A 25315-nucleotide genomic window follows, 5' to 3' on the forward strand; every position below is an offset into this window, starting at 1 on the left:
TAACCGCGTTTTGCTGTTCGACCGTTCGACGGTTAGACAGTTTGACAGCCGCGCATCAGCGCAGAACCGGGGCCACCCGCTCCGGGTCGATGCCGAGGTCCGTGATCGCCTTCTGCACCACGTCGCCCGTCACCTGCCCGTCACGCAGCAGGGCGTACAGGGTGGCGAGGACGATATGGTTCGTGTCCACCTCGAAGAAGTCGCGCAACTCCTCGCGGGCCTCGCTGCGCCCGAAGCCGTCGGTGCCCAGCGTCCACAGCTTGCGGTCGAGGTGCCCGTTCAGGCCGTCCGCGCCGAGCTTGACGTAATCGCTCACCGAGATCAGGACGCCGGGCGCGTTCTCGCGGCTGAGCTGGGAGGCGACGTAGCTCAGCTTCGGCTCCTCGGTCGGGTGCAGCATGTTGTGGCGCTGGACGAGCAGGGCCTCCTGGTGGAGTTCCTTGTAGCTCGTGACGCTCCACACGTCGGCGGCGACCCCGTAGGCTTCGAGCTTCCCCACGGCCTCCAGCGCCGCGCCCATCGCCGGGCCGCTGCTGAGAATCTGCGCCCTCAGCTCCGCGTCCCCCTTCCCGCTCGCCTGGAAGCGGTACATCCCCCGCATGATGCCGTCACGAATCTCCTCGTGGCTGCGCCCGTCCTCCGGCATGGGGGGCTGGACCTCGTTCTCGTTGTCGATGGTGACGTAGTAGAACTCCTCGATGTCGTCCACGTACATCCGCTGGATGCCGCGCTCGACGATCACCGCGAGTTCGTAGGCGAAGGCGGGGTCGTACACCTTGAGGGTGGGCACGACGTACGCCTGGAGCAGCGAGTTGCCGTCCTGGTGCTGCAACCCTTCCCCCGCCAGCGTCGTGCGGCCCGCCGTCGCGCCGAAGAGGAAGCCACGCGCCCGCTGGTCGGCGGCGGCCCACACGAGGTCGCCGATGCGCTGCATCCCGAACATGGAGTAGAAGACGTAGAAGGGAATGGTCGGCACGCCGTGGTTGGCGTAACTCGTGGCGGCGGCGATCCACGAGGACATCGCGCCGTCCTCCGTCAGCCCCTCCTCGAGCATCTGACCGTCTTTGGCCTCCTTGTAGGCCATCAGGCTGCCCGCGTCCACGGGCTGATAGGTCTGCCCGCGCGGCGAGTAGATGCCGATGCGCGGCACGAGCGCGTCCATGCCGAAGGTCCGGGCCTCGTCGGGCACGATGGGGACGACCAGCTTGCCGATCTCCTTGTCGCGCAGCAGCTTGCTCATGATCTGCACGGCGGCCATCGTGGTGCTCACCGCGCGGCCCTTGCTCCCGGCGGCGAACTCCTCGTAGAACTCGCCCGTCGGCACGGTGGGATGCGGGTAGTTCACGATGCGTTCGGGGACGAAGCCACCCAGCGCCTCCCGCCGCTCCAGCATGTACTTGATCTCGGGACTGTCGGAGGCGGGGCGGTAGTACTCCAGATGCTCGACCTGCTCATCCGTCAGCGGCAGCTCCAGCAGGTCGCGCAGGTTCTTCATCGCGTGGAAGTCGAGCTTCTTGACCTGGTGCGACACGTTGCGCGCCTGCGCCGTCTCGCCGAGGCCGTAGCCCTTCACCGTGCGCGGGATGATGACGGTGGGCTGCCCCCTATGCCGCACGGCGGCCTCGTAGGCGGCGTAAATCTTGTTCACGTCGTGCCCGCCCCGGTTCAGGAGTTCGAGGTCCGCGTCCGTCCACCCCTCGATCAAAGCCCTGAGTTCGGGCGTATTGAAGAACCCCTCGCGCAACTCCTTGCCCCCGAAGGCCGCGTACCGCTGCGACTCACCGTCCACCAGCGTCTCGAACCGCTTGACGATCTCGCCGTTGTAGTCCTTCTGGAGCAGCTCGTCCCACTTGGAGTCCCACACGACCTTGATGACGTTCCAGCCCGCGCCCCGGAACAGCGCCTCGAACTCCTGAATGACCTTCGAGTTGGCGCGCACCGGCCCGTCGAGGCGCTGGAGGTTGGCGTTCAGCACGAAAACGATGTTGTCGAGGTTCTCGTAGGCGGCGAATCTCAGCGCCCCGATGCTCTGCGGCTCGTCCATCTCGCCGTCGCCGACGAAGGCCCACACCTTCGCGTCGCCCACGGGCTTGAGGCCCCGGTTCTCCAGATACTTGATGTAGCGCGCCTGATAGATCGCCTGGATGGGGCCGAGGCCCATCGAGACGGTCGGGAACTCCCAGTAGTGCGGCATCAGCCACGGGTGGGGGTAGCTGCTCAGGCCCTCGCCGTCCGGGCTGAGTTCGCGCCGGAAGCGGTCCATCTGCGCCTCGCTGAAGCGGCCCTCCAGGAAGGAGCGGGCGTACACGCCGGGGCTGGCGTGCCCCTGGTAGAACACGAGGTCGCGGTCCTGCCCCGCCCCGTGCCCCCGGAAGAAGTGGTTGAAGCCGACCTCCAGCAGCTCGGCGGAGGACGCGTAGGTGGACAGGTGCCCGCCGAGGCCGTCCGACTTCTTGTTCGCGCGGATGACCATCGCCACGGCGTTCCAGCGGATCGCGTTGCGAATCTTGCGCTCCAGCTCCAGATTGCCGGGGTACTCGGGCTGGGCGGACACGTCGATGGTGTTGATGTACGGCGTGTTCTGCTTGAACAGGATGGGCGCGCCGTGGAAATAGGCGTAGTGGTCGAGGTCTTCGAGCAGTTGCGCGGCCCGGTCGTCCCCCGCGTTCGCCAGCACGTAGGCGAGCGAGTCGAGCCACTCCTGCGTCTCGATACTGTTGAGCTGCTCGCGTTCCTGGGAGGACAGACCTGCGCGCGGCGGCGTTTTTGTCATGCGGTCAGTGTAAGCCCGCGCATTCACCGCTTCCAACAAGGCAAAGGCCAATCATTCACCAGCCGGGGAGGTGAGTGTGACAAGCTGGAGTGGAGGAGCCTTGTTCCTCGCCTTACCTCTATGGAACTCCGCCACCTGCGCCATTTCGTCGCCCTCGCCGAGGAGGAACACTTCGGGCGGGCCGCCGAGCGCGTGTTCGTGGTGCAGCAGGCCCTGAGCAACTCCATCCGCAACCTGGAGGACGAGGTGGGCGTGCCCCTCGTGCTGCGAACAACTCGGCGCGTGCAACTGACCCCGGCGGGGCGCGAGTTCCTGATCGGGGCGCGGGAGACGCTGGCGCAGGCGGGGCAGACGGTCGAGCGGGCGCGGCGGGCGGCGCGGGGCGAGGTCGGGCGACTGACGGTGGGGTTCGTGGGCGGGCTGGCATTCGGCGGCCTGCCGGAGATCGTGCGGGCTTTCCGGGAGGCTTTCCCCAACGTCTCGGTGGACCTGCGCGAACTCACCGCGCAAGAGCAGGAGGCGGCGTTGCGCGGCGGCCAGATCGAGGTCGGCCTGATGCTGCTGCCCGTGCGCGATCCCGGCCTCGACTCGCGCCCGCTGTGGCGTCAGCCCCTCGTCGCCGCGCTGCCCGCCGGGCATCCGCTGGCCCGCAAACGGCGACTGAGGATCGGGGACCTCGCCGGGGAACGCTTCGTCTTTTTCCCCCGCCACCTGCGCGCCACCTATTTCGATCAGGTCATGCGCTGGTGCGCCGCCTCCGGCTTCACGCCCAACGTCGTGCAGGAGGCCATCGAGATTCCCACCCTCCTCTCGCTCGTCGCGGCGGGCCTCGGCGTCTTCCTGCCCATCGAGTTCTTCAGCCGCCTCGCCCTGCCGGGGGTGGTCTACCGTCCGCTGGAGGACGCCCCCGTGGTGGAGATCGTCGCCGTGTGGCGGCGCGAGGAGGGCCAGGACCCGACGCTGAGGGCCTTCCTGACCGTGGCGCGGGAGGCGCTGGAGAAGGGGGAGTGAGGCGGGATTGAGCGTTGAGGGGCGCGGCTCGGTCGCTTCGTTCACCCCCTCCCGACCTCCCCCCTCAAGGGGGAGGGGCTAAAAAGCTCATGCTTCTGCTCTCCAAAAACCGTCACTCTCGACGCCCGATTCTTACCCGTGGGCGGACGGTCCACTCCCACCACCACGTCGGCTCGCGCAGCTTCCTGGGTGGGCCTTCCAGATAGAGCGCAACAAGATCAGACCTTGCCACGCCAAGAATCCGACCACGGGCGCGGCCAACAGGCCCTTTGCCCAGCGCAGCGCCACTCCCCCTGCCCCCTCTGGGGGTAGGGGGCTGGGGGGTGGGGGCAAACGGAGCAAGATGCCTCGCCCCTCCTTCACCCAGCCAACATCCCTCCCCTCAGCCCTTCCCACCCACTACGTTCAGGGCGTAAACTGGAGGGATGCTACGGGTCAAGTCGGAATTCACGCCGTCCGGGGACCAGCCGACCGCCATTCGCAGTCTCGTGGACGGGCTGGAGTCGGGGCTGCGCTACCAGACGCTGCTCGGAGCTACGGGCACGGGCAAAACGTACAGCATGGCGAAGGTCATCGAGGAGACGGGCCGCCCCGCCCTCATCATGGCCCCCAACAAGATTCTCACCGCCCAGCTCGCCTCGGAGTTCCGCGAGTTCTTCCCCGATTCGGCGGTGGAGTTTTTCATCTCCTACTACGACTACTACCAGCCCGAGGCCTACGTGCCCGGCAAGGACCTCTTCATCGAGAAGGACGCGGCCATCAACCAGGAGATCGAGCGGCTGCGGCACTCCACGACGCGCAACCTGCTCACCCGGCGGGATACCATCGTGGTGGCGTCGGTGTCGTGCATCTATGGCCTCGGCGACCCCGCCGAGTACCGGGCGCTGAACCTGATCCTGAAGGTCGGCGACAAGGTGAGCCGCGACGACCTGCTGGGCCGCCTCGTCACCATGCAGTACGAGCGCAACGACATCGAATTGGCGGCGGGCCGCTTCCGGGCGAAGGGCGACACGATAGAAGTGTGGCCGAGCTACGACGAGCAGCCGCTGAGGATCGAGCTGTGGGGCGACGACGTGGACCGCCTCCAGATCGTCCACCCGCTGACGGGCGACAAGCTCGGCGACCTCGACGCCACGGTGGTCTATCCCGCCAAGCACTACGTCTCCAGCGCGGGCAACATCGAGCGGGCCATCGTGACGATTCAGGAGGAACTGGACCAGCGCCTCGACTACTTCAAGAGCGTGGGCAAGCTGCTGGAGGCGCAGCGCATCAAGGAGCGCACCCTCTACGACCTGGAGATGCTCAAGGTGCTGGGCTACTGCTCGGGCATCGAGAACTACTCGCGGCACATCGACGGGCGGGCCATCGGTGCCACGCCGTACACCATGCTCGACTACTTCCCGGACGACTTCATCACCTTCATCGACGAGTCGCATGTGACGGTGCCGCAGATTGGCGGCATGGCGAACGGCGACCGGGCGCGCAAACAGACCCTCGTGGACTACGGCTTCCGCCTGCCCTCGGCGATGGACAACCGCCCGCTGAACTTCGCGGAGTTCTCGGAGAAGACCGGGCAGACCGTCTTCGTCTCCGCCACGCCCGGCCCCTACGAGCGCGAGGTCAGCGACTCCGTGGCCGACCAGATCATCCGCCCGACGGGGCTGGTAGACCCGCCCGTGACGGTGCGGCCCATCCAGGGCCAGATCGATGACCTGCTGGGCCGGGTGCGCGAGCGGGCTTTGAGGGGCGAGCGAACGCTGGTCACCACCCTGACTAAGCGCATGTCGGAGGACCTGACCGAGTACATGCTGGAGAAGGGCGTCCGCACCCGCTACATGCACTCGGACATCGACTCGGTGGAGCGTCAGGTCATCATCCGCGACCTGCGGCTGGGGCATTACGACGTGCTGGTGGGCATCAACCTCTTGCGCGAGGGACTGGACCTGCCGGAGGTGTCGCTCGTCGCCATCCTCGACGCGGACAAGCCGGGCTTCCTGAGAAGTGAGCGGGCGTTGATTCAGACCATCGGGCGGGCGGCGCGCAACCTGAACGGCGAAGTCATCCTGTACGGAGACACGATCACGCCCGCGATGAATTACGCGATGGAGGAAACCCGCCGCCGCCGCGAGAAGCAGACCGCCTACAACGAGGAACACGGCATCACGCCCACCACGGTCGTCAAGGGAGTCCGCAACGTGATTCGCGGCGAGGAGACGCCCGACGAGATCAGCTCCGAGAACGTGGGCGACGACCGCGACGCGCTGACCGCCCAGCTCACCGACCTCGAACTCGACATGTGGCAGGCGTCCGAGGACCTCGACTTCGAGCGCGCGGCCTCCCTGCGCGACCAGATTCGCGCCATCGAGGCCAAGTTGCAGGGCAGGGAGTTCAAGCAGGCGACGGTGCCGGGGCAGAAGGTGCGGAGGAAGGGGCGGCGGTAGGAACAACCCGGAGGGAGGGCCGCTTCACACGAGGCGGCCTCTTTCCTTGGTCGCGTTGGTGGGTCGTCCTACATCCAACCGTCCGGCTTTTCCTTAAGCTTCAGACAGTCACTCAAAGGAGAGCGTATGAGCAACGACTACCGGCAGGACCTGTTCCGCTATGTGGCCGAGGAGTTCGCCGAGGATTACCGCGAGGGAGAGCTGCCCCGCCGCGAGTTCCTGCGCCGGAGCGTGCTGCTGGGCGGCTCGGTCCTCGGCGCGCGGGCGCTGCTCGCGTCCCTGGGCGTGATGGGCATCAGCGCCGCCGAACTGGCCGAGGCGCAGACAGCCCCACCCCAGAACGAACCCGCCACCAGCAGCTATCAGGTGGCACCCGACGATCCCAGCATCGAGGCCGCGCCCGTGGCCTACGAGGCGTTGGGGCGGACCAACTTCGCCTACCTCGCCCGTCCCCGTGGCGTGGCGAGTGCGCCCATCGTCATGGTCATCCACGAGAACCGGGGCCTCCAGCCGCACATTCAGGACGTGGCCCGGCGGGTCGCCAAGGCGGGCTTCATCGCGCTCGCGCCCGATTTCGTCTCGTCGGAGGGGGGGACGGCGCGGTTCACCGATACCGCCCAGATTTCCGCCTTCATCGCTCGCACGCCCGCCGAGACGCACGCCGCGCACGGGCTGGAGGCCGTGAAGTTCCTCAAGGCGCAGCCCGGCGCGCAGGTCGAACGCTTCGGGATGCTGGGCTTCTGCTGGGGTGGGGGCATGACGTGGCGCATGTCCACGCTGCTGCCGGACCTCAAGGCCGCCATCCCCTACTACGGGCCGTCCCCCTCCTTCGAGGACATTCCCAAGATCAGGGCCGCCGTGCTGGGCATCTACGGGGGGCGCGACGCCCGCATCACCTCCAACGCCCCGGCGACGAGGGAGGCACTCGCGGCGGCGAACGTGCGGCACGAGTTCCTGATCTATCCGGGGGCCAACCACGCCTTCCACAACGACACCGGGCAGAATTACAAGCGCGACGCGGCGGAGAACGCCTGGGCGACGACGCTGGTGTGGCTGCGGGGGAACTTGTAGGGGGTCGCCAGTCGCTAGAGAGTGCATAGGGCGGCGGGGGGAGGTTGCCACGGGTACCATCGGGCATGAACCCTCGCCTGCGCGGCCCCTGAGCGTGGTGGACTATCTGCGGACGGAGCGTGAAAGCTCCTTCCGGCGGGAGTATGTGGGCGGCTTCTGGTACGGGCCTCACGGCGAGGCGGCGGACGAGGACGGCGCGAGCGCGGGGCACGGCCTCATCAAGACCAACCTGTTGGGCACGCTGTATCCGACATGCCGGGGCCTGGGCTTCCGCCTCTTCTCCTCCCAGTTCAAGCTTCATATCGCCGAAAAGGCTGCGTTCTACTCCCCCGACGTGATGGGCTGCCTGGACGCACCCGAGGACGACTCTTACGCCACCTCGCCCTGCCTCCTTGCCGAGATCGTCTCGGAACGGTCGGAATGGACCGATAGACACGCCAAATATCACGCCTATACGTCCATCCCCAGTCTCCAGACCTACCTGATCGTCGAGCAGGACGAGCGGCGTGTCTATGCCTACGAGCGCGAGGGCGGCGAGTGGGAGCTTCAGGAACTCGCCGGGCGGGGCAGCGTCCACATCTCATGTCTGGGACGGACGCTCTCACTGGACGATATCTACGCCTGGGTCCTCTGATCCCACCGTCCGATCCCACGGCTGGCCCACCCGCACGGTAGGCTGGCGGGCATGACGGCCATGAATCCTAAGGGGGACCTGATCGCACGGCTGACGGCGCTGGGTCTGGGCACGCCGACCTTCGACGCGACGGCGGAGGGACCGCCCCACGAGCGCACCTTCCACGTCACCGTCTCGGCGGCGGGGCGCACGCTCGGCGAGGGCGAGGGCCGCTCCAAGCGCGACGCGGAGAGGGCGGCGGCGGAGGCGGCCCTGGCAACGCTGGACAGCGGGCCGAACGCCGCAGAGAGGGGGGAGCCGGAGGCGAGCGGCAGATGGCCGATCTACTCGCATGTTCTGGCCGAGGCGCTGGAGGTGGCCCTCGACCTCGCGGACGACGATGCGGAACTGGACGACGTGCGCCGGGACGCCGCGCGGCTGTACCGGGGGCTGCTCGCCGACCTCGGGCACGGGCCGGAGGGGGGGTGAACCTTTGAGCCTCACCCTCCCCGCCCGACCTGCGGGCGTGCTGTTCGACATGGACGGCGTGCTGACCTCCAACAATCCCTGGCACCGTCAGGCGTGGCAGGAGGTCGCCGCCGAGCTGCTGGGCCTGACCCTCACCGACCACGACCTCGACACGAAGGTGGACGGCGGGCGCAATCCCGAGATCATCGAGCGGCTGACCGGACAGGTGCCGGACGAGGAATTGGCCCTGCGCTTCCACCACGCCAAGGAGGGCCGCTACCGCGACCTGGCACGCGGCAATCTGCGCGAGGTCGTGGGGCTGGGCGAGTACCTGGACGCGCTGGAGACACGCGGCATCCCCTTCGCCCTCGTCACGAGCGCGGACGCCGTGAACGTGGAGTTCGGGATGGAGGCGCTCGGCTTCGGCCACCGCTTCGGGCCGCGTATCCTGGGCGAACACGTCACGCGCGGCAAGCCCCACCCCGAACCCTTCGAGCGCGGGGCGGCGCTGCTCGGCCTCGACCCCCGCGCCTGCCTCGCCCACGAGGACGCCGTGAACGGGGTGAGGAGCGCGGTGGGGGCAGGTTGCACGGTCGTGGCGTTGACGACCACCGCGCCCTCCACCTCCTTGATTGCGGCGGGGGCGGCGCTGACGGTGCCGGATTTCACGAGTTGGCGGGAATGGCTGGAGGAGTGAGCCGCCAGCAGCCAGCTTCCAGCGACCGGCAGAACACGGCCTTTCTGCTCCTCCCCCCTTACGGGAGAGGCTGGGAGAGGGGTGGCAAGCACAGCCTGCCCTTCTCGTCGCCGTCCATCTGCCCACCCGGAACCAGCCCGACATGAAAGGAGCCGATGCCGAGGACCGCGCCGCCGCCCACCTCGCCTTGCTAGGGCGGGAGGTCGTGGCGCGCAACTACCGCATTCCGGGCGGGGAGATCGACCTCATCACCCGCGAGGGCGAGACGCTCGTCTTCACCGAGGTCCGGCAGAGGAAAAACGCCCGACATGGCAGCGCCGCCGAGAGCGTGACTGCGCGCAAGCTCGCGCTGATGCACCGCGCCGCCCTCACGTACCTGACGCGCGAGCATGGCCGCGACGACCTCCCCTGCCGCCTGGAGGTGCTGACCATCGACGGACCGGCGGCGACGGGAACGGTCACGCTTATTCCGTTGGACGGGGCGTAGCCCGCGTTACCAATTCCTCAGCGACTCAAGGAATATCCGCGCCAGATCGTCGGCACTCGGCATCTTCGGCGCGACGGCGAGGAGGCGTTGTTGCTTCATGGCACCGTCCACGAGAGCGGGAATATCGGCCTCGTCGTAGCCGAGTTCGCGGATACCGCTGGGAGCGCCCACGTCGCGCATGAGAGCGGTCAGGGCACGGGGCAACGCCTCGCGGTCGTCGGGGTCGTACTCCTCGCCCGTCAGGAAACTCGCGGCCTGAAGGTGCCTTGCCGGGGCCGCGTCGAAGGTGAAGCGGAAGGCGGCGGGGGCGGTCACGATCACGGAGAAGCCGTGGGGCACGAAGACCTTTTCGCCGGGGTAGCCCGGATGGCGGTAGACGTGCCGCCGCCCGGCGAGCGGGTACGCGCAGGCGTGCGGAATGTGGACGCCTGCCGAACCGAACCCCACGCCCGCCATCGTCGCGCCGAGCATCATGAAGCCGCGCGCCTCCACATCGTCGCCGCCCTCGACGGCCCGGCGCAGGTACTCGCCGCCGTAGCGGATGGCCTGCGCCGACCACAGGTCCGCCACCGGGTTGCTGCCCTGATAGGGCGGGCGCTCGTCCGCGCTGGCGGGGCGGGGGCGGCTGGTATACGGGCGGCTCAGGAAGCTCTCGGCAGCGTGACACACCACGTCCAGTCCGGCGGCGGCGACCACGGCCCCCGGTGCTGTGCGGGTGAGTTCGGGGTCCACGAGGGCCTGCGTGGGCCGGAGCGCCCGGTGGCTGATGCCCGTCTTGATGCCGAGGTGCGGAAGGTCGAGAATCGCCACGGTCGTCGCCTCCGACCCCGAGCCGGAGGTCGTCGGGATGGCGAGGAGGGGACGCAGGGGTCCGGGCGGTTTGCGTCCCCCGCCGACGGGTGGATTTACGTAATCCATGATCTCGCCGCCGTGCGTGGCGAGGAGGTTCGCCACCTTCGCCGTGTCGATGGCACTCCCCCCGCCGAGGGCCACGAAGCCGTCCGCGTTCGCCTCCCGCGCGGCCCGCACGGCGCGGTTCAGGGCGTCCAGCCCCGGCTCCGTCTCCACGTCGTCCCACTCCATGAGATCGGCCCCGGAGGCGCGCAGGCTCTCCAGCACGGGGTCCGCCACGCCACACGACCGCACGTGAGGGTCCACGACCACGAAGGCGCGGCGCACCCCCAGCCGGGCGAGTTCCCACCCCGCCTCCCGCGCGGCCCCCGGCCCAAATTTCACGGGCGTGGCCTCGATGGTGAAGATCGTCTCGTGGTCGGCCAGTGTCATGCGTTCCCCCCCAAGCTGATTGCCCTGTCCGGGGAGGCTAGCACCGGGCGGGGGACGGCTCAACTGGGAGCGAGGGTCTAGCGGGCGGTTGGGGCACTTCACCGCGTGCGACCCCTCCGCCCCTTCGGGGCACCTCCCCTTGAAGGAAGGCCAACGGCCAACAAAGGCTCCCTTTAAGGGGAGCTGTCAACGAAGCTGACTGAGGGGTCGCACGCAGCGTCACTGAGTCAGCACCCATCCACAACCGTCACACCTGCCCCAAGATCAGAAGACGGGCGGAAGCTCCTGCACGCCGCTCGGCTCGCCGCCCTCCTGATAGGAGTCAGCGGGCGGCTCGGGCAGCTCGTATTCCGGCGCGATGTTCTCCTCGGGCAGGGGTTCGGGCAGCGGCTCCGGCTCGATGGGCGCAGGCTCCGGCGTCTCCACGGGTTCGGGGACGACAGGTTCCTCAACGGGCGCGATGGGCACTTCCGGCAGCGGGTCGGGCTGCTCGGCGGTGGGGATGTCCTCGGGGGGCGTGATCTCGGTGCCCTGCTCGCCCGTGAAGCCCTCCTCCACGGGAGGCTCAGTGGGAATTTCACTGACAGGAACTTCTTCCGGGAGAGGTTCGGGGGTCGGTTCCGATGCGGGCGTCTCCGTCACGACCTCGGGTTGAGGTTCGGGGACGGGGGCTGGGGTCGGGTCGCGCCGTCCGCCGAAGAAACCACCGCCACTGTTCCCGCTGCCGTCCCGCGCGACCTGTTCCCGGTCGGCTTCCTCCTCTCGGAAGGCCATCTCCACCTGACGGACCACCCGGTAGGTGATGCCGCCCGGCTCGGCGAAGGTCTGCCGGGGCCGACCCGCCAGCGCACCCGCCACCGCCTGTTGCCACACCGGGGTGGGAATCTCGCCGCTGTAGGCCCAGTTCGGCAGCGCGCCGCCCGCTTGCTTGCCGACCCAGACGGCCCCACTCACGAGGGGCGTCACGCCCGCGAACCACAGGTCCTTCACGTCGTTCGTGGTGCCCGTCTTGCCGCCCACGTCCCAGCCGGGAATCTGCGCGCGGGTGGCGAGGCCGCCCTGATAAACGGTGAGGTCGTTCACCACGCCCCGAATCATGTCCAGCCCCAGCCACGCCGTCCGCACGTCCCACACCCGCTTGGCCTGCGGCGCGGGCCGGGTGTAGAGGACCTGTCCCCGCCCGTCCTCCACCCGGCGCACGAGGCTCGGCGCGTAGTACAGCCCCCCGTTGGCAAAGGAGGCGTAGGCGGCGGCCATCTGGAGCGGACTCGCCTCCAACGTCCCGATGCTCAGCGGCAGGCCCGCGTTCGGCGGCGGGGTCAGGCCCAGCTCGCGCAACTTGGCCTCGAAGCTCTTCAGCCCGAGTTCCTGCGCGATGCGGACGGTGGGGAGGTTGAGGCTGTGGTCGAGCGCGTACCGCATCGTGACGTAACGGCCCGTCCAGCGCCCGTCGTAGTTCTGCGGCTGGTAGTCGCCCCCGATGGGTGAATCGAGTACCGTGTCGCTCTGCTTCCAGCCCCGCTCCAGCGCGAGGGTGTAGAGCAGCGGCTTGATGGAGGAGCCGACCTGCCGCCGCGCCTGGGTCGCGTTGTTCCAATCGCCGGGCCGCCCGCCCGTGAGCTTCTGCCCGACGAGGGCCAGTGCCTCACCGTTCGCCGGGTTGACGAGCGCGATGCCGAGCGTCGCCCCGTCGGGCAAGCGGGCGTTTAGACTCGCCTGTTCGGCACTCCGCTGCGCCGTGAGGTCCATTCCGGTGAAGACCTTGCCGCCGCCGTACAGCGCCTTGCGCCCGATGGCGGGAATCAGTTCGCGCTCCACCGCTTGAAGGTAGTGGAAGGCCGACTGCACGGGCGGGGGCGGCATGTTCTCCTGAATGCGCTCGGGCCGCTCCAGCACGGCGGAGCGCACAGTGCCGTCCGCATTCCAGCCGATGCGCCAGCCCGCCGGGTAGATCGGGGTGCGCCACGCCTCGTTCGCCTGCGCCCGCGTCACGCGCCCGTCCTCCACCATGCGGTCGAGCAGGCTCCGCATCAGGGGGCGGTACGCCTTGAAGTCCTTGTACCGCTTGTTGGGCGCGGGCACGATGGTCGTGAGGTAGACGCTCTCGGCGAGGTTGAGCTGCGCCGCACTCTTCCTGAAGTACGCACGCGCCGCCGTCTCCGCCCCGATGATGTCGCTGCGGCCCCCATCGCCCCAGTAGATGACGTTGAGGTAGGCGTTCAGAATCTGCTGCTTGCTGAAGTTGCGCTCAAGCTGGTAGGCGAGGATCGCCTCCTTGAACTTGCGCTCCGCCGTGCGCGCACTCTTCAGGTCGGCGAGCAGCGTGTTCTTCACGACCTGCTGCGTGATGGAACTTCCGCCCTCCAGGTCGTTCTGGAGCAATCCCTTGAGCAGCCCGCGCGCGATGCCGATGTAATCGACTCCGTGGTGCTCGAAGAAGCGGCGGTCCTCGCTCGTCACGATGGCCTTCTGCAAGGGCGGGCTGATCTGATCCAGGCGCAACAGGTTGCGGTTGACACCTTCCCCGCTGCCCAGCGTCGGCGTCAGCGTGCCGACGAGCGCCCCCGTCCGGTCGTACACGCGCGTCTGCCCGCTGAACTCCAGCACGTCGAGGTCCTGCACGCTCGGCAGGTCGCGCCCCCACATCCACCACAGGCCGCCCGCGCCCGCCGTTCCCAGCAGGAGCAGCACACCCAGGCCAGTGAAAAACCGCATAGCCCTCACTCTACCGGCCTTTCATGTGACCGCTCAGGGCCAGGGTCACGGTGCGGGGGGAGGTCGGCGGGGGCAGTGAGGGGCATCTCACCGCCCAGGGTAGGGGGCTGGGGAGGGCGCGTCATCCACCGGAAGGGTGAGGGATGGGGGTTGGACGGGGGTTAATGCAGAGTAGTCAGAGGTCATACCGAGCGGCTATGGCATGGAGGGCGTCAAGAGTCGGCGTCAGGCGTCCGGCCTCAATCTCACCCAACCAACGCGCCTCCGGGCCGGGTCCCAACCTGAATAGCTTCAGGAGCGACTCGAACGCCACCCGGCGAACGTCCTCGTCGGAATCATCCGTCAACGCTCGAACGAGGGCGTCATCCCAGGCGTCAGCCTGCACACCGAGGACAGCGGCGGCGGTGAGACGGACATGCTCGTTCACATCCGAAAGCAGCAAGGAACGGACGTGTTCGAGAAGCTCGGCATCTCCTGACAAGTCGTAGTGAAAACCGACGAGTTGTAAAGTCTCACCCCGAACGAATCCGTCGTGGTGGCACAGCGCACGCCGCAGCAGGAGCAGGAGATCGGCGTCCTGCCACTCAGCGAGTTGGTGTACGTCTGTCCAGAGCGCACCCCACTCCTGTAACCACTTCTCGAAGAGGTCGTCCGAGATCGGCCCCTCTACCCAGTGAGCGAAGCGGGCGAGTATTTGCAAACGGTCCGCGAGCATGTCCTTTTAAATCAACCGCCCGTCATCCGCCGGATCAGGCGTCTTCACCGGAACGCCCCGCGCATTCAACGCCTCACGCAGCATGGGAATGTTCTTCAGCGCATGACCCTTCGTCGTGTTCTGGAAAAACACATACAGCTCGCTCAAATCATCCACCACCAGAGCGATCTTCTCCGCCCACTCGTCCATCTCGGCGCGGTTATAGAGATAGTCGTGGCGCTCGGCGGCGCTGCTGCCCTCCCACCAACTGCCCTTGTTGCGCCCGTGCAGCCGCAGGTAGCCCACGTCGGTCGTGACGTGGACCTGCGGTTCGGGCATTCCGCCCACCACCGGGTAATCGGGGCTGACCCAGATCAGGCCGTACTCGGCCATGCCCTCGCGGACCTCCGGCTTGTCCCAACTGGCGTGCCGGAGTTCGACGGCGAGTTCGTGCCCGGTGAAGCGTTCGGCGAGGCCGAGGAGGTACTTGCGGTTGTCCGCCGTCCGGTGGAAGGAGTACGGGAACTGGGCGAGGTACGGCCCCTTCAACCCGGCCTCACGCAGCGGCTCGGGACTCTGGAGCATCCGGTCGAAGTCGGCGTCGGTGGGGGCGCAGTCGTGGGTAAAGACCTTGTTGAGCTTGACGGTGAAGCGCGTGCGACCGGCGCTCTTGCGCGCCATGCCCTCGAACGCTTTCAGGCCGGGGATGGCGTAGAAGGACGAGTTCAGCTCCACGGCGTCGAAGTGCCGGGCGTAGGTCTCCAGGAAGGCGTCCTTCTTCACGCCCTCGTAGATGAGTCCGGGGGCCGCCCACTCCTCGTTGCTGTAGCCGCCACAGCCGATCCATACGCGCATGGGGTCAGCCTAATGCGGCGGGCGGAGGACGGCACCGGGAATGAACGCGAGGTCAAGCTCAACCGAAGCGCGGATGCCGGTTCAGCCGTGCCCAGAAGTCGGAGATCGTCTGCACCGCCTCCTGAAACTGGCCGAAGTCGAGCGGCTTGATGACGTAGGCCGAGGCACCGTGGGCGTAGCTCGCCTGGATGTCGCGGTCCTCGCCGCTGGTGGTGAGCATGACCACGGGGATGTCGCGGGTGGCGGCCTCGCCCCGGATGGCGTCGAGCACGGCGAGGCCGTCCATGTGGGGCATCTTGAGGTCGAGGAGGATCAGGTCGGGCAGGTGTTCGGAGGAACGCAGCACGGCGAGCGCCTCGGGACCGCCGCCCGCGACCGTGATGTCGTGTTCGTCGCCGCTCTCCTCGAAGGCGCTCAGCGCGAGTTCCACGTCGTGCGGGTTGTCGTCTACCAGCAGGATGCGTCGGCGTTCCACAGCAGTCTCCCCTTGCTCCCCCTCAACGGTCGTTCCCAAGCTCCGAACTGTCGGGACATAAAGATTCTATCAAGGCGGGGTGTGAAGGGGCGTTGAACTGCGTCCCGGCGGGGGAAGTCGTCTACACGCCTCCGGGGCGCGGGCGGGACGGTCGCCGCGTAGACTGGCCCCGTGTTGACGAAGCGCATCATCCCCTGCCTGGACGTGCAAAACGGGCGGGTGGTCAAGAATGTCCGGTTCTTCGAGAACCACCGCGACGCGGGCGACCCCCTCGCCTTAGCGCGGGCCTACGAGACGCAGCAGGCCGACGAACTCGTGTTCTACGACATCACCGCCACGCACGAGGGCCGTTCCCTCATGCTGGACGTGGCCGCCCGCGTCGCCGAGCAGGTCATGATGCCGCTGACGGTGGGGGGCGGCGTGAACGCCGTGTCCGACTTCCGCCAACTCCTCCTCGCCGGGGCCGACAAGATCAGCGTGAATAGCGGCGCGGTGCGGCGGCCCGACCTTCTCCGGGAGGCCAGCGACCACTTCGGGGCGCAGTGTGTGGTGCTAAGCATCGACGCCAAACGGCGGAAGGACGGCGAGGGCTGGACCGTCCACGTCGGCGGCGGGCGGGTGGACACGGGCCTGGACCTGTTGGAGTGGGCGGAGCGGGGGCAGGAACTCGGCGCGGGCGAGATTTGCCTCAACGTCATGGACGCCGACGGCACCCGCGCGGGCTTCGACCTCCCGGCCACACGCGCCGTCGCCTCGGCGGTGGACCTGCCGGTGATCGCGTCGGGGGGGGCAGGCAGGCTGGAGGACTTCCGGGACGTGCTGCGGGACGGGGGAGCCGACGCCGCCCTCGCCGCCAGCGTCTTCCACTTCGGGGAATTGACGGTGCCGGAGGTCAAGACGTACCTCAAGGGTGAGGGACTACCCGTGCGCCCGGACTGGCGGGATGCATGACGCCGAATCTGGAGGCCCTGAAGTTCGGCGCGGACGGTCTCATTCCCGTCGTCACCCAGGACGCGCGGACGGGCGCAGTGCTGATGCAGGCATACGCCGACCGGGCGGCGGTGGAGCGCACCCTGACAACGCGAGAAGCCACCTACTACAGCCGCTCACGCGGGGAGCAGTGGGTCAAGGGCGCGACGAGCGGGCACACCCAGCGGGTCGTCTCGGTCCACCTCGACTGCGACGGCGACAGCGTGCTCTACCGGGTGGAGCAGACCGGCCCGGCGTGCCACACCGGGGAGTATTCCTGCTTCCACACGCCGCTGCTGGAGGGCGAGGAGACGCAGACTGGGCTGGACGGCACGCTGGAGCGCGTCTACGCCACGATCACCGAACGGCTCGCCACCCTGCCGGAGAACAGCTACGTCGCGCGGCTGCACGCCGGGGGTCTCGACCGGGTACTTAAGAAGGTCGCGGAGGAGGCGGGCGAGGTTCTGCTCGCGGCGAAGAACGGGGACCGGGCCGAACTGGCGACTGAGACCGCCGACCTCCTGTTCCACACCCTCTTCGTGCTCGCGGAGGTCGGGGTGTCGTCCGCCGACGTGGCCGCCGTCCTGCGGGGGCGGGAGGGGCGGAGCGGGCTGAGGGGGCCGAAGGAGGCGGGTTGAGTGTGAAGTCCGGGTGAAGCTCATCCGGTGATCCGAAGGCGCGGCGTCCGCATACGCTCGGGTGAACCACCAGATCACGGGGAGGCTCCACCCATGAAACGACTTGCGCTGCTGTCCGCCACCTGTGCCCTCGCCCTCTCCGCCTGCGGACTGAACTCGCCCGTCGCGCCCACCGGACGTACCGCCTACGGGCTGGACACGTCCGGGCGGCTCGTCGTCTTCGGCACCGACAACGCGACCGTCAGCGTGGTCCGCGTGACCCTCACGGGCCTCGGCGCGGGCGAGACGCTCGTGGACCTCGATGTGTTCAACGGCAACGGCAGCCTGTACGCACTGAGCGACACGGGCAAGCTGTACCTCGTGAACACGTCCACGGGCGTCCTGACCGCGAACACGGGCGGCAGCCTCGGTGCTCCCCGCGTGATGGATTTCAACCCGGCGGCGCTGCGTCTGCGCGTCTTCAGCACCGGGGACATGAACTACCGCCTCACGCCCGCCACGGGCACGGCGAACGACGGCACGGTGACGGCGGACGGCACGCTGGCCTACGCGGCGAGCGACGCCAACACGGGCAAGGACCCCAACCTCGTCGCGGCGGCGTACACGAACTCCTTCCAGGGCTACCAGCCCGTCGTGGCCGACTACACCCCGGCGACCACCCTGTATTCGCTCGACGCGGACCTCGACACGCTCGTGACGCATACGGGCGGCCCGGCCTTCAGCACCCTGAACACGGTCGGCACCCTCGGCGTGGACGTGAGCGCCGAGCGCACCGGCTTCGACATCGCCGGGACGAACGAGGCGTACCTCACGGCGGGCGGCAGCGCCACCACGACCCTCTACACGCTGGACCTCACGACGGGCAAGGCCACGGTGAAGTCCGTCATTCCTGGCCTCGTTCTCAAGGCGTTCGCGGTGCAGCTCTCCACGCGCTCGTAGGGCAGCTCTCAGCGGTCAGCATTCAGATTTCAGCCGTCAACCACCCGCAGGTCCTGAGTTGTCCCCAACGCCGCAGCGATTGGCCCGAGTGGGCGCGTTCGCTGCGGCGCTCTATGCTGCCCGGCGTGACCGCCCCTCCCCCGCCCGACGCCCCGAAAGCCGAGTGGCGACGCTGGGCGCGAGGGGTGCGGGCAACCCTCAACCCTCATCCCTCATCCCTCATCACCCCTCACCTCCTCCCCTTCCTCCACGCCCACGGCGCGCGCCGCGTCCTCGCCTACCGCGCCCTGCCGGGGGAGCCGGACGTGGGCGGGCTGGCGCACGAGTTCGAGCTGCTGACCACCCGCGCCCGCTTCCGGCCCCAGCCGCACCTGACGCTGCACCCGTGGGAGACGGCGACGGAGATGAGCCGCTTCGGGGCGCTCCAGCCCCCGGCGGACGCGGCGCGCGTGCCGCTCGCGTCCGTGGATGCCGTGCTGCTCCCCGCGCTCGCCTTCGACAGCTCCGGCGTGCGGCTGGGGTACGGCGGCGGCTTCTACGACCGCCTGCTCGCCGACTTCACCGGGCTGACCGTCGGCGTCATTCCGCAGGCCCTCGTCGTGCCCGCCCTGCCCGCCGAGGAGCACGACCGGCGGGTGGGCTTCCTGACGACGGAGGCGGGGGTTGGCGCTACTGCGGCGCGGACTGTAACCAGAATGTGACGCGGGCCGTGTATCTTCCTTCCCGTATCACAACTTCGGAAGGGGGGAAGATGCCAGAACACGCCTCCGGCGTCCGCGCATGACGGCCTCGCAGGCTGCTGCAAATGTTTCGTCCGGCGGACCGGGCACCGTCGCCCTTCAGGCACGCGGGCTGGTGAAGGAGTTCCGGGGCTTCCGGGCGACGAACGACGTGAACCTGAGCGTCCGCGAGGGCGAAATCCACGCGATCATCGGACCGAACGGGGCGGGCAAGACCACGCTGTTCAACCTGCTTTCGGGCTTCCTGCGGCCCACGAGCGGGGAAGTGATTCTGTTCGGTGAGCGCATCGACACGCTGCCGCCCCACGCAATCGTCCGGCGGGGGCTGTCGCGGTCGTTCCAGATCAGCAGCGTCTTTCCGAGCCTCAGCGTGCGCGACAACGTGATCGTGGCCCTGCAATCGCCGACGCGGCTGCCGGGGCAGTTCTGGACGCCGCTCTCCCGGCTGGAGGAACTCGGGCCGCGCGCCGACGCCATCCTTACGGACGTGGGGCTGGAGGGCGCGCACGCCCGGCCCGCCGCCGACCTCGGGCACGGGGAGAAGCGGCAACTGGAGATCGGCATCTCGCTGACGCAGGACCCCCGCGTGCTGCTTCTCGACGAGCCGACGAGCGGTATGGGGTCGGAGGGGGTCAACCGCGTCATCGACCTCGTGCGGCGGGTGGCGCGCGGGCGCACGGTCGTCCTCGTCGAACACAACATGAGCGTGGTCGCGCAGCTCGCCGACCGCATCACCGTCCTGCAATACGGGCAGGTCCTCGCCAGCGGCAGCTACGACGAGGTGCGGCGCGATCCGCGCGTCATCGAGGCGTATCTGGGCGAGGAGGCGCACGCATGACGGCCCCGACCGTCTCCCCCGCCCGCCCCGGCCTGACGGGCACGCCCCTGCTCGAAGTCCGCGACCTCAATGCCTTCTACGGCCAGAGCCACGTCCTGCACGGCGTCAACCTCCACGTCATGCCCGGCGAGGTCGTCAGCCTGATCGGGCGCAACGGGGCGGGCAAGACGACCACGCTGAAGTCCGTCATGGGTGTCCTCCGCAGCCGCACGGGGCGCGTCACCTTCGAGGGGCAGGACCTCACGCGGCTGCCGAGCCACCGGGTCGCCGCCCGTGGCCTCGCGTGGGTGCCGGAGGAGCGGGCCATCCTGAGCAGCCTCTCCGTGCGCGAGAACCTGGAACTGCCGCCCGCCCGGCCCGGCGGCTGGAGCACCGAGCGGGCCTACGAGGCCTTTCCCGTCCTGCGCGAGCGCGGGCACCACCCCGGCTCCAAGCTCTCGGGGGGCGAACAGCAGATGCTCGCCATCGTGCGGGTGCTCCGCAGCGGCCCCAAGCTCCTGCTCCTTGACGAACCGAGCGAGGGCCTCGCGCCCGTCATCGTGCAGAGGATCGGCGACATGCTGGCCGAACTGCGCCGCGAGGGACTCAGCATCATCCTCGTGGAGCAGAACCTCAAGTTCGCCACCCGCCTCGCCGACCGGCATTACGTGCTCGTGGATGGACACGTCGTGGACGAGGTTCACGCGGGCGAGGTGGAGGCGCGGCGGGAGGACCTGTTGCGGTACCTCAGCGTATGAGCGGTCAGTCGGGAGCTTTCAGCTTTCAGCGATCAGCCGTCAGCAAGACAGGCGACGCCGTGTTTCTGCTCCCCAACCCACCTTTCCCCTCTCCCCTTCCCCGGAGGAATTCATGCATAAGCGCACCCTGACCGCCCTTCTCTCCACCGCCGCCCTCGCCGCCGCGCCCGTCGCTCTCGCCCAGAGTGTGAGACTCACCGACAACGCCGTGCGGGTGGGCGTGCTGACCGACCTCTCCGGCGTGTACTCCGAGCTGTCCGGGCAGGGCAGCGTCCGCGCCGCGCAACTGGCCGTGCAGGACTTCGTGGCGGCCAATCCCAGCTACAGGGGCCGGGTGCAGGTCGTCGGTGTGGACCACCAGAACAAGGCGGACGTGGCGAGCAACAAGGCCGCCGAGATGATCGACCGTCAGAACGTGGACATGCTCGTGGACCTGCCGACGAGCAGCGCCGCGCTCGCCGCCTCCGAGGTCGCCCGCCAGAAGAAGATTCCCGTGATGGTCGTCACGGGCGGCACCACCGCTCTGACGAACGAGAAGTGCAACAAGTACACCTTCCACTACGCCTACGACAACTACATGCTCGCCAACGGCACGGGCACGGCGGTCACGAAGCGCGGCGGCAACAGCTGGTACATCATCTACCCCAACTACGCCTTCGGGCAGGACCTCAACAAGCAGATGATCGCCGCCGTCACCGAGAACAAGGGCCGCACCGTCACCGCGAGCGACGCGACCCCCTTCCCGAACACGGACTTCTCCAGCTACCTGCTCAAGGCGCAGGGCCTCAAGCCCAAAGTCTTCGGCACCATGCAGGCGGGCGCGGACCTCGTGAACGTGGTCAAGCAGTACAACGAGTTCGGCCTCCGTCAGCAGGGCATCGGGCTGGGCATCGGCCTGCTGTTCGAGACGGACGTGGCCGCGCTGGGGCAGGACGCCTTCGCGGGCGCGCTCGCCACCGTGCCGTGGTACTGGAACCTCGACCAGCGCAGCCGCGACTGGGCCGCCAAGTTCGAGAAGAGCTTCGGCAAGAAGCCCACCTTCGCGCAGGCGGGCGTGTACTCCGCCACGATGACCTACCTGCAAGCCGTCGCCCGCGCGAGGAGCGACGACGGCGACGCCGTGGTGAAGGCGCTGGAGGGCCACCGCTTCAGCGACTTCTTCGCCCGCAGCGCCTACATCCGCCCGCAGGACCACCGCGTTCTCCTCGACGTGTACACCGTGCAGGTCAAGTCGAAGGCGCAGGCGAAGGAGAACGGCGACTACTACACCCGCGTCTCGACTATCCCCGCCGCGCGGGCCTTCCAGCCGCTGACGGAAAGCAAGTGCAAGTTCTGAGGAGGGTCTAGGGGTCGAGGAGTCGGGCCGTCGAGGCTTTCTCGACCTCTCGGCCCCTCGACTCCTCGACATTTGGAAAAACAACCATGAACACGCAACTCTTCCTCATCCAGGTGTTCAACGGCCTCGTCAACGGGGCCTTCTACGCGCTGCTCTCGCTCGGCCTCGCGGTCATCTTCGGGATGCTTCGCATCGTCAATTTCATGCACGGGGCGCTCTACATGCTCGGCGCGTTCACGGCCTTTGCGCTGGGGCAGGCGCTGGGGCTGGGGTTCTGGCCGTCGCTGATCCTCGCGCCGCTCATCGTGGGAGCCATCGGCATGGTGCTGGAGCGGTCGCTGCTCTCGCGGCTGTACGGGCTGGAGCCGAGTTACAACCTGCTGCTGACCTTCGGGCTGACGCTGCTGACGCAGGACCTCGTGAAACAGGTCATGCTCTCGCAGTACGCGGTGTCGAGCGCACCCTACACGCCGCCCGCCGCGCTCTCCGGGGTGGTGAACCTCGGCTTCGTGGTCTTTCCCAAGTACCGCCTCTTCGTGATCGCGCTGGCGCTCGCCATCTGCCTGATCACATGGTTCGTGATCGAGAAGACGCGGGTGGGCGCGATCATCCGCGCGAGTACGGAAAATCCGAACGTCACGCGCGCCTTCGGCATCGACGTGGGCAAGTGGGTGACGGGCATGTTCGGCGTCGGCGTGGGGCTGGCGGGTCTCGCCGGGGTGCTGGCCGCCCCGATCTACTCGGTGGAGCCGTACATGGGCGCGGAACTCATCATCACGACGTTTGCCGTGGTCGTGATCGGCGGGATGGGCAGCATCCTGGGCAGCGTGGTGACGGGCTTCGCGGTGGGCGTGCTCGCCGCCATCGGTGCGGCACTTTACCCCCCGATAGCAAATACCCTCGTCTTCATCCTGATGGCGATTGTGCTCCTCGTGCGGCCCAGCGGCCTGTTCGGATTGCCGGAGGGGGCGCGATGACCGTCATCCCCCGCACCGCCGCCCGCACGGGCCGGGAGCGCAACGTCCGTGCCGCGTGGCTGATCGGCCTCGGGATCGTTCTGCTCATCCTGCCCCGGCTGATCTACCCGGTGCTCGCGCTCGATATTCTGGCGTGGGGCCTCTTCGCCGTCGCCTTCGACCTGCTGTTCGGCTTCTCCGGCCTGCTGAGCTTCGGGCACGCGGCCTTCTGGGGCACGAGCGCGTATGTCACGGCCTTCCTCCTCGCGCAGGGGCAGAGCGTTCCCGTCGCCATGCTGGGCGGGACGGGGGCCGCGCTCCTGATCGCCGTACCCGTCGCCTTTCTCAGCGTGCGCTCGGTGGGCATCTACTTCTCGATGATCACGCTCGCCTTCGCGCAGATGCTCTCGTTCCTGGCGCTGCAATGGACCGCCGTGACGGGCGGCGAGAACGGCCTTCAGGGCTTCGCGCGCCCGAACTTCCTGGGGCTGGACTTCAGCGACTCCGTGACCCGGTACTACTTCGCGCTGGCGGTATTCGCCGTGGGCTTCTACGTCGCCTACCGCACCGTCCGCAGCCCCTTCGGGCAGGCGCTTCAGGCGGTGCGCGACAACGAGCAGCGGGCGCAGAGCATCGGCTATAACCCGGCCCGCTTCAAGTTCACGGCCTTCCTGATCAGCGCGGGGCTGGCGGGTCTCGCCGGGAGCCTGTACACCTTTGGTCACGGGGTCGTCAGCCTGGAAGTCGTCAACTGGCGCACCTCCGGCGAGGTCGTCATGATGACCCTCCTCGGCGGCACGACCACCCTCTTCGGCCCGGTGATCGGCGCTGGGCTGGTGCTCCTCCTGCGCGACGTGCTGACGACCGCGAACCTGCCCGTGGGCATCGTGACGGGCCTCGTCTTCGTGCTCGTGGTGCTGTTCTTCCGGCGCGGGGTGGTGGGGACGGTTCAGCACTGGCGAAGAAGATAAGCCGTCAGCAGTCAGCGATCAGCCGTCAGCCCACCAAAGCTGACGGCTGAAAGCTTTCTACATGTCCTCCCCGTCCTTCAGCCCCCGAATCTCCTCGATGAACCTCTCCAGGCTGTCGAAGTCGCGGTACACGCTGGCGAAGCGGATGTAGGCCACGTCGTCGAGGGGACGCAGGAAGCTCATCGCCCGCTTGCCGATCTCACCGCTCTCGATCTCGGGGACCTGCACCTCGTCCTCGAAGCCGTAGGCAAAGGCGCGCAACCTCTCCCCCGGCACCGGGCGTTTCTCGGTGGCGAGGGTCAGCCCACGCAGCAGTTTGTCGGGATTGAACGCCTCGCGCTGTCCGCCGCGCTTGACGACCATCAGCGGCTCAAGCTGGGCACGCTCGTAGGTCGTGAACCGCCGCGCGCAGCGCAGGCACTCGCGGCGGCGGCGGATGCTCGCCCCATCGTCGCTGGGCCGCGAGTTCACCACTTTGGAGTCCGGGGCAGAACAGTAGGGGCACCTCACGAGGCCACTCTCCCACGGCACCGTTCCAGAAGCCCGCAGGCGACCCTTTTCCCCGCTGGCGGCTGGAAGCTGGCGGCTGGCGGCTTCCTCACAGCAGCAGCGCCGGGTCCACCACCCGTCCCCGTGGCGCGGCGGGCAGGGGCACCTCCAGCACCGTGCCGCGCAGGTGGAGCAGGGCGGGGGTGGCAAGGGCGAGCACGGCGTCGGCGAGGGGACGGTCCAGACTCTCGTCCCCGCTGCTCGCCCGTCCCGGCAACACGAGGTTGAGGCGCAGGTCCTCGTCGTGGCCGTGTTCCACGAGGCCGCGCAGGGCACCGCGTTGCGGGTGGACTTGCAGGCCGCGCTCGTCGAGGTGCGGGCCGACGAGGGTGAGCCATGTCCCGCCGAGGCGGCGGCGCACGATCTGGGCGATGGCGACGCTGCTCTTGACGTTGTTGTTGAACAGGTCCATCCACTCGCCCTCGCTGAGCATCGTGAAATTGGTGTGCGCCCGCCGGTCGGCGAGGTGGACGATGCCGTGGAGCGCCCCGAAGATTTCCAGCACGCGGTTTTGCGCGCTCAGCCAGTCGAGCGGTACGCTCACGTCGGCCTGGATCGGCACGGCGGTCCCGCCCCCCGCCTCCAGCACGCTCGCGGCGGCAGCCAGCGTCTCGCTGTTGTCCCCCACGAGGACCACGCTCGCCCCCGCCCGCGCCAGCGCCGCGCTGATCGTCCGTCCGTAGCCCTGGCACGCCCCCGTCACGGCGATCACCTGCCCCGCCAGCACGGGCGGGACACCGGGAGGAAAGGCAGCGGCGGTCATGCCCCGCAGCATAGCGCCCCCACTCGGGCGGGAGCGGGGGCGCGGCTTCGGGGATGGAGGGTCAGCCCGCGTGTGGCAGGGGCCGCAGCGCCCCCGGCGGCAGCTCGCCCGCCCGGTGCCCCCGCCCGCACGGCCCGCACCAGTACCCCTGGTCGCCGTCGCGCAGGTCGAACAGAGTGAGGGCTTCCCCGCAGCGGGGGCAGACGTGGGCATACCCGCGCCCGCTGACGGGAAGGGAATCGTCCTTGATACGTAACACCCGCTTCATATTCTGATTCTAACAGAAAGAGCAGGG

General features: G+C 68.5%; 25 protein-coding genes. 16 read left to right on the forward strand and 9 right to left on the reverse strand.

The genetic code is table 11. The features are described from left to right. Positions 1–55: 55 nt before the first annotated feature. Entirely contained in the window at positions 56–2773 is a 2718-nt protein-coding gene (gene aceE, locus V3W47_RS13450; RefSeq protein WP_331825733.1) for a pyruvate dehydrogenase (acetyl-transferring), homodimeric type, read from the reverse strand. Between the two features lie 120 nt (positions 2774–2893). Here aceE and V3W47_RS13455 point away from each other — a divergent pair, with 120 nt between their 5' ends. From V3W47_RS13455 to V3W47_RS13485, 7 genes are all read left to right on the forward strand, one after another. Further along, on the forward strand, positions 2894–3784 hold the full coding sequence (locus V3W47_RS13455; protein ID WP_331825734.1) for a LysR family transcriptional regulator: 891 nt from the start codon (positions 2894–2896) through the stop codon (positions 3782–3784). Positions 3785–4209: 425 nt separating this feature from the next. Next, complete coding sequence (gene uvrB, locus V3W47_RS13460; RefSeq protein ID WP_331825735.1) at positions 4210–6225, forward strand: excinuclease ABC subunit UvrB; 2016 nt, start codon at positions 4210–4212, stop codon at positions 6223–6225. A 126-nt stretch (positions 6226–6351) separates the two neighbouring features. Next, positions 6352–7296 carry a dienelactone hydrolase family protein gene (locus tag V3W47_RS13465; RefSeq protein WP_331825736.1) on the forward strand — a complete coding sequence of 315 codons (945 nt, stop codon included), beginning with the start codon at positions 6352–6354 and terminating at the stop codon, positions 7294–7296. 97 nt (positions 7297–7393) lie between these two features. Beyond that, positions 7394–7930 (forward strand): Uma2 family endonuclease, encoded by a 537-nt coding sequence (locus V3W47_RS13470; protein ID WP_331825737.1) that lies wholly within the window; start codon positions 7394–7396, stop codon positions 7928–7930. Between the two features lie 51 nt (positions 7931–7981). Further along, positions 7982–8398 (forward strand): putative dsRNA-binding protein, encoded by a 417-nt coding sequence (locus V3W47_RS13475; RefSeq protein ID WP_331825738.1) that lies wholly within the window; start codon positions 7982–7984, stop codon positions 8396–8398. A gap of 4 nt (positions 8399–8402) precedes the next feature. Further along, positions 8403–9074, forward strand: a complete 672-nt coding sequence (locus V3W47_RS13480; RefSeq protein WP_331825739.1) for an HAD family hydrolase — start codon at positions 8403–8405, stop codon at positions 9072–9074. Between the two features lie 142 nt (positions 9075–9216). After that, positions 9217–9561 carry a YraN family protein gene (locus tag V3W47_RS13485; protein WP_331825740.1) on the forward strand — a complete coding sequence of 115 codons (345 nt, stop codon included), beginning with the start codon at positions 9217–9219 and terminating at the stop codon, positions 9559–9561. A gap of 6 nt (positions 9562–9567) precedes the next feature. Here the strand turns inward: V3W47_RS13485 and V3W47_RS13490 are convergent, their stop codons facing one another. The 5 genes from V3W47_RS13490 to V3W47_RS13510 all read right to left on the reverse strand — a co-directional run bounded on the left by V3W47_RS13490 (position 9568) and on the right by V3W47_RS13510 (position 15584). Next, complete coding sequence (locus V3W47_RS13490; protein ID WP_331825741.1) at positions 9568–10845, reverse strand: hydroxyacid-oxoacid transhydrogenase; 1278 nt, start codon at positions 10843–10845, stop codon at positions 9568–9570. Between the two features lie 264 nt (positions 10846–11109). Beyond that, entirely contained in the window at positions 11110–13560 is a 2451-nt protein-coding gene (locus V3W47_RS13495; RefSeq protein WP_331825742.1) for a transglycosylase domain-containing protein, read from the reverse strand. A gap of 175 nt (positions 13561–13735) precedes the next feature. Then, positions 13736–14260, reverse strand: a complete 525-nt coding sequence (locus V3W47_RS13500) for a HEAT repeat domain-containing protein (RefSeq protein ID WP_331825743.1) — start codon at positions 14258–14260, stop codon at positions 13736–13738. A 21-nt stretch (positions 14261–14281) separates the two neighbouring features. Then, positions 14282–15109 carry a DUF72 domain-containing protein gene (locus V3W47_RS13505; RefSeq protein WP_331825744.1) on the reverse strand — a complete coding sequence of 276 codons (828 nt, stop codon included), beginning with the start codon at positions 15107–15109 and terminating at the stop codon, positions 14282–14284. A 58-nt stretch (positions 15110–15167) separates the two neighbouring features. Then, a complete protein-coding gene (locus tag V3W47_RS13510) occupies positions 15168–15584 on the reverse strand; it encodes a response regulator (protein WP_331825745.1) in 417 nt (138 codons plus the stop codon). A gap of 171 nt (positions 15585–15755) precedes the next feature. Here V3W47_RS13510 and hisF point away from each other — a divergent pair, with 171 nt between their 5' ends. The 9 genes from hisF (at position 15756) to V3W47_RS13555 (ending at position 23708) form a co-directional block, all read left to right on the forward strand. Continuing rightward, positions 15756–16535 carry an imidazole glycerol phosphate synthase subunit HisF gene (hisF, locus tag V3W47_RS13515; RefSeq protein WP_331825746.1) on the forward strand — a complete coding sequence of 260 codons (780 nt, stop codon included), beginning with the start codon at positions 15756–15758 and terminating at the stop codon, positions 16533–16535. Then, positions 16532–17191 carry a bifunctional phosphoribosyl-AMP cyclohydrolase/phosphoribosyl-ATP diphosphatase HisIE gene (gene hisIE / locus V3W47_RS13520; protein WP_331825747.1) on the forward strand — a complete coding sequence of 220 codons (660 nt, stop codon included), beginning with the start codon at positions 16532–16534 and terminating at the stop codon, positions 17189–17191. Before hisF ends, hisIE begins: the two co-directional genes overlap by 4 nt. Positions 17192–17284: 93 nt before the next feature. After that, the gene (locus V3W47_RS13525; RefSeq protein ID WP_331825748.1) at positions 17285–18130 is read left to right on the forward strand and encodes a DUF4394 domain-containing protein; all 846 of its coding nucleotides are present in this window, start codon (positions 17285–17287) and stop codon (positions 18128–18130) included. Between the two features lie 125 nt (positions 18131–18255). After that, positions 18256–18831 (forward strand): 5-formyltetrahydrofolate cyclo-ligase, encoded by a 576-nt coding sequence (locus V3W47_RS13530; RefSeq protein WP_331825749.1) that lies wholly within the window; start codon positions 18256–18258, stop codon positions 18829–18831. Positions 18832–18910: 79 nt separating this feature from the next. After that, on the forward strand, positions 18911–19708 hold the full coding sequence (locus V3W47_RS13535) for an ABC transporter ATP-binding protein (RefSeq protein WP_331825750.1): 798 nt from the start codon (positions 18911–18913) through the stop codon (positions 19706–19708). Continuing rightward, positions 19705–20445, forward strand: a complete 741-nt coding sequence (locus V3W47_RS13540) for an ABC transporter ATP-binding protein (RefSeq protein ID WP_331825751.1) — start codon at positions 19705–19707, stop codon at positions 20443–20445. Before V3W47_RS13535 ends, V3W47_RS13540 begins: the two co-directional genes overlap by 4 nt. A gap of 112 nt (positions 20446–20557) precedes the next feature. Continuing rightward, positions 20558–21781, forward strand: coding sequence for an ABC transporter substrate-binding protein (locus V3W47_RS13545; protein WP_331825752.1), 1224 nt, complete (start codon positions 20558–20560; stop codon positions 21779–21781). A gap of 86 nt (positions 21782–21867) precedes the next feature. Then, positions 21868–22758, forward strand: coding sequence for a branched-chain amino acid ABC transporter permease (locus tag V3W47_RS13550; RefSeq protein WP_331825753.1), 891 nt, complete (start codon positions 21868–21870; stop codon positions 22756–22758). Beyond that, the gene (locus V3W47_RS13555; protein WP_331825754.1) at positions 22755–23708 is read left to right on the forward strand and encodes a branched-chain amino acid ABC transporter permease; all 954 of its coding nucleotides are present in this window, start codon (positions 22755–22757) and stop codon (positions 23706–23708) included. The genes V3W47_RS13550 and V3W47_RS13555 overlap by 4 nt, the downstream gene beginning before the upstream one ends. 57 nt (positions 23709–23765) lie before the next feature. On the opposite strand, the gene nrdR is transcribed toward V3W47_RS13555, so the two are convergent. The 3 genes from nrdR to V3W47_RS13570 all read right to left on the reverse strand — a co-directional run bounded on the left by nrdR (position 23766) and on the right by V3W47_RS13570 (position 25288). After that, entirely contained in the window at positions 23766–24218 is a 453-nt protein-coding gene (gene nrdR, locus V3W47_RS13560) for a transcriptional regulator NrdR (RefSeq protein ID WP_331825755.1), read from the reverse strand. Between the two features lie 88 nt (positions 24219–24306). Beyond that, positions 24307–25020, reverse strand: a complete 714-nt coding sequence (locus tag V3W47_RS13565) for an SDR family NAD(P)-dependent oxidoreductase (RefSeq protein ID WP_331825756.1) — start codon at positions 25018–25020, stop codon at positions 24307–24309. Between the two features lie 61 nt (positions 25021–25081). Then, on the reverse strand, positions 25082–25288 hold the full coding sequence (locus tag V3W47_RS13570; RefSeq protein WP_331825757.1) for a hypothetical protein: 207 nt from the start codon (positions 25286–25288) through the stop codon (positions 25082–25084). Positions 25289–25315 lie beyond the last annotated feature (27 nt).

It is taken from the genome of Deinococcus sp. YIM 134068, from assembly GCF_036543075.1.
Classification (GTDB): Bacteria; Deinococcota; Deinococci; order Deinococcales; family Deinococcaceae; genus Deinococcus; species Deinococcus lichenicola.

Coding starts and splice junctions, on each gene's coding strand:
- V3W47_RS13540 (WP_331825751.1), top strand. CDS start 19,705: ATGACGGCCCCGACCGTCTCCCCCGCCCGCCCCGGCCTGACGGGCACG.
- aceE (WP_331825733.1), bottom strand. CDS start 2,773: ATGACAAAAACGCCGCCGCGCGCAGGTCTGTCCTCCCAGGAACGCGAG.
- hisIE (WP_331825747.1), top strand. CDS start 16,532: ATGACGCCGAATCTGGAGGCCCTGAAGTTCGGCGCGGACGGTCTCATT.
- uvrB (WP_331825735.1), top strand. CDS start 4,210: ATGCTACGGGTCAAGTCGGAATTCACGCCGTCCGGGGACCAGCCGACC.
- V3W47_RS13545 (WP_331825752.1), top strand. CDS start 20,558: ATGCATAAGCGCACCCTGACCGCCCTTCTCTCCACCGCCGCCCTCGCC.
- V3W47_RS13535 (WP_331825750.1), top strand. CDS start 18,911: ATGACGGCCTCGCAGGCTGCTGCAAATGTTTCGTCCGGCGGACCGGGC.
- V3W47_RS13455 (WP_331825734.1), top strand. CDS start 2,894: ATGGAACTCCGCCACCTGCGCCATTTCGTCGCCCTCGCCGAGGAGGAA.
- V3W47_RS13465 (WP_331825736.1), top strand. CDS start 6,352: ATGAGCAACGACTACCGGCAGGACCTGTTCCGCTATGTGGCCGAGGAG.
- V3W47_RS13505 (WP_331825744.1), bottom strand. CDS start 15,109: ATGCGCGTATGGATCGGCTGTGGCGGCTACAGCAACGAGGAGTGGGCG.
- V3W47_RS13495 (WP_331825742.1), bottom strand. CDS start 13,560: ATGCGGTTTTTCACTGGCCTGGGTGTGCTGCTCCTGCTGGGAACGGCG.
- V3W47_RS13490 (WP_331825741.1), bottom strand. CDS start 10,845: ATGACACTGGCCGACCACGAGACGATCTTCACCATCGAGGCCACGCCC.
- V3W47_RS13485 (WP_331825740.1), top strand. CDS start 9,217: ATGAAAGGAGCCGATGCCGAGGACCGCGCCGCCGCCCACCTCGCCTTG.
- V3W47_RS13550 (WP_331825753.1), top strand. CDS start 21,868: ATGAACACGCAACTCTTCCTCATCCAGGTGTTCAACGGCCTCGTCAAC.
- V3W47_RS13565 (WP_331825756.1), bottom strand. CDS start 25,020: ATGACCGCCGCTGCCTTTCCTCCCGGTGTCCCGCCCGTGCTGGCGGGG.
- V3W47_RS13475 (WP_331825738.1), top strand. CDS start 7,982: ATGACGGCCATGAATCCTAAGGGGGACCTGATCGCACGGCTGACGGCG.
- V3W47_RS13525 (WP_331825748.1), top strand. CDS start 17,285: ATGAAACGACTTGCGCTGCTGTCCGCCACCTGTGCCCTCGCCCTCTCC.
- V3W47_RS13555 (WP_331825754.1), top strand. CDS start 22,755: ATGACCGTCATCCCCCGCACCGCCGCCCGCACGGGCCGGGAGCGCAAC.
- V3W47_RS13570 (WP_331825757.1), bottom strand. CDS start 25,288: ATGAAGCGGGTGTTACGTATCAAGGACGATTCCCTTCCCGTCAGCGGG.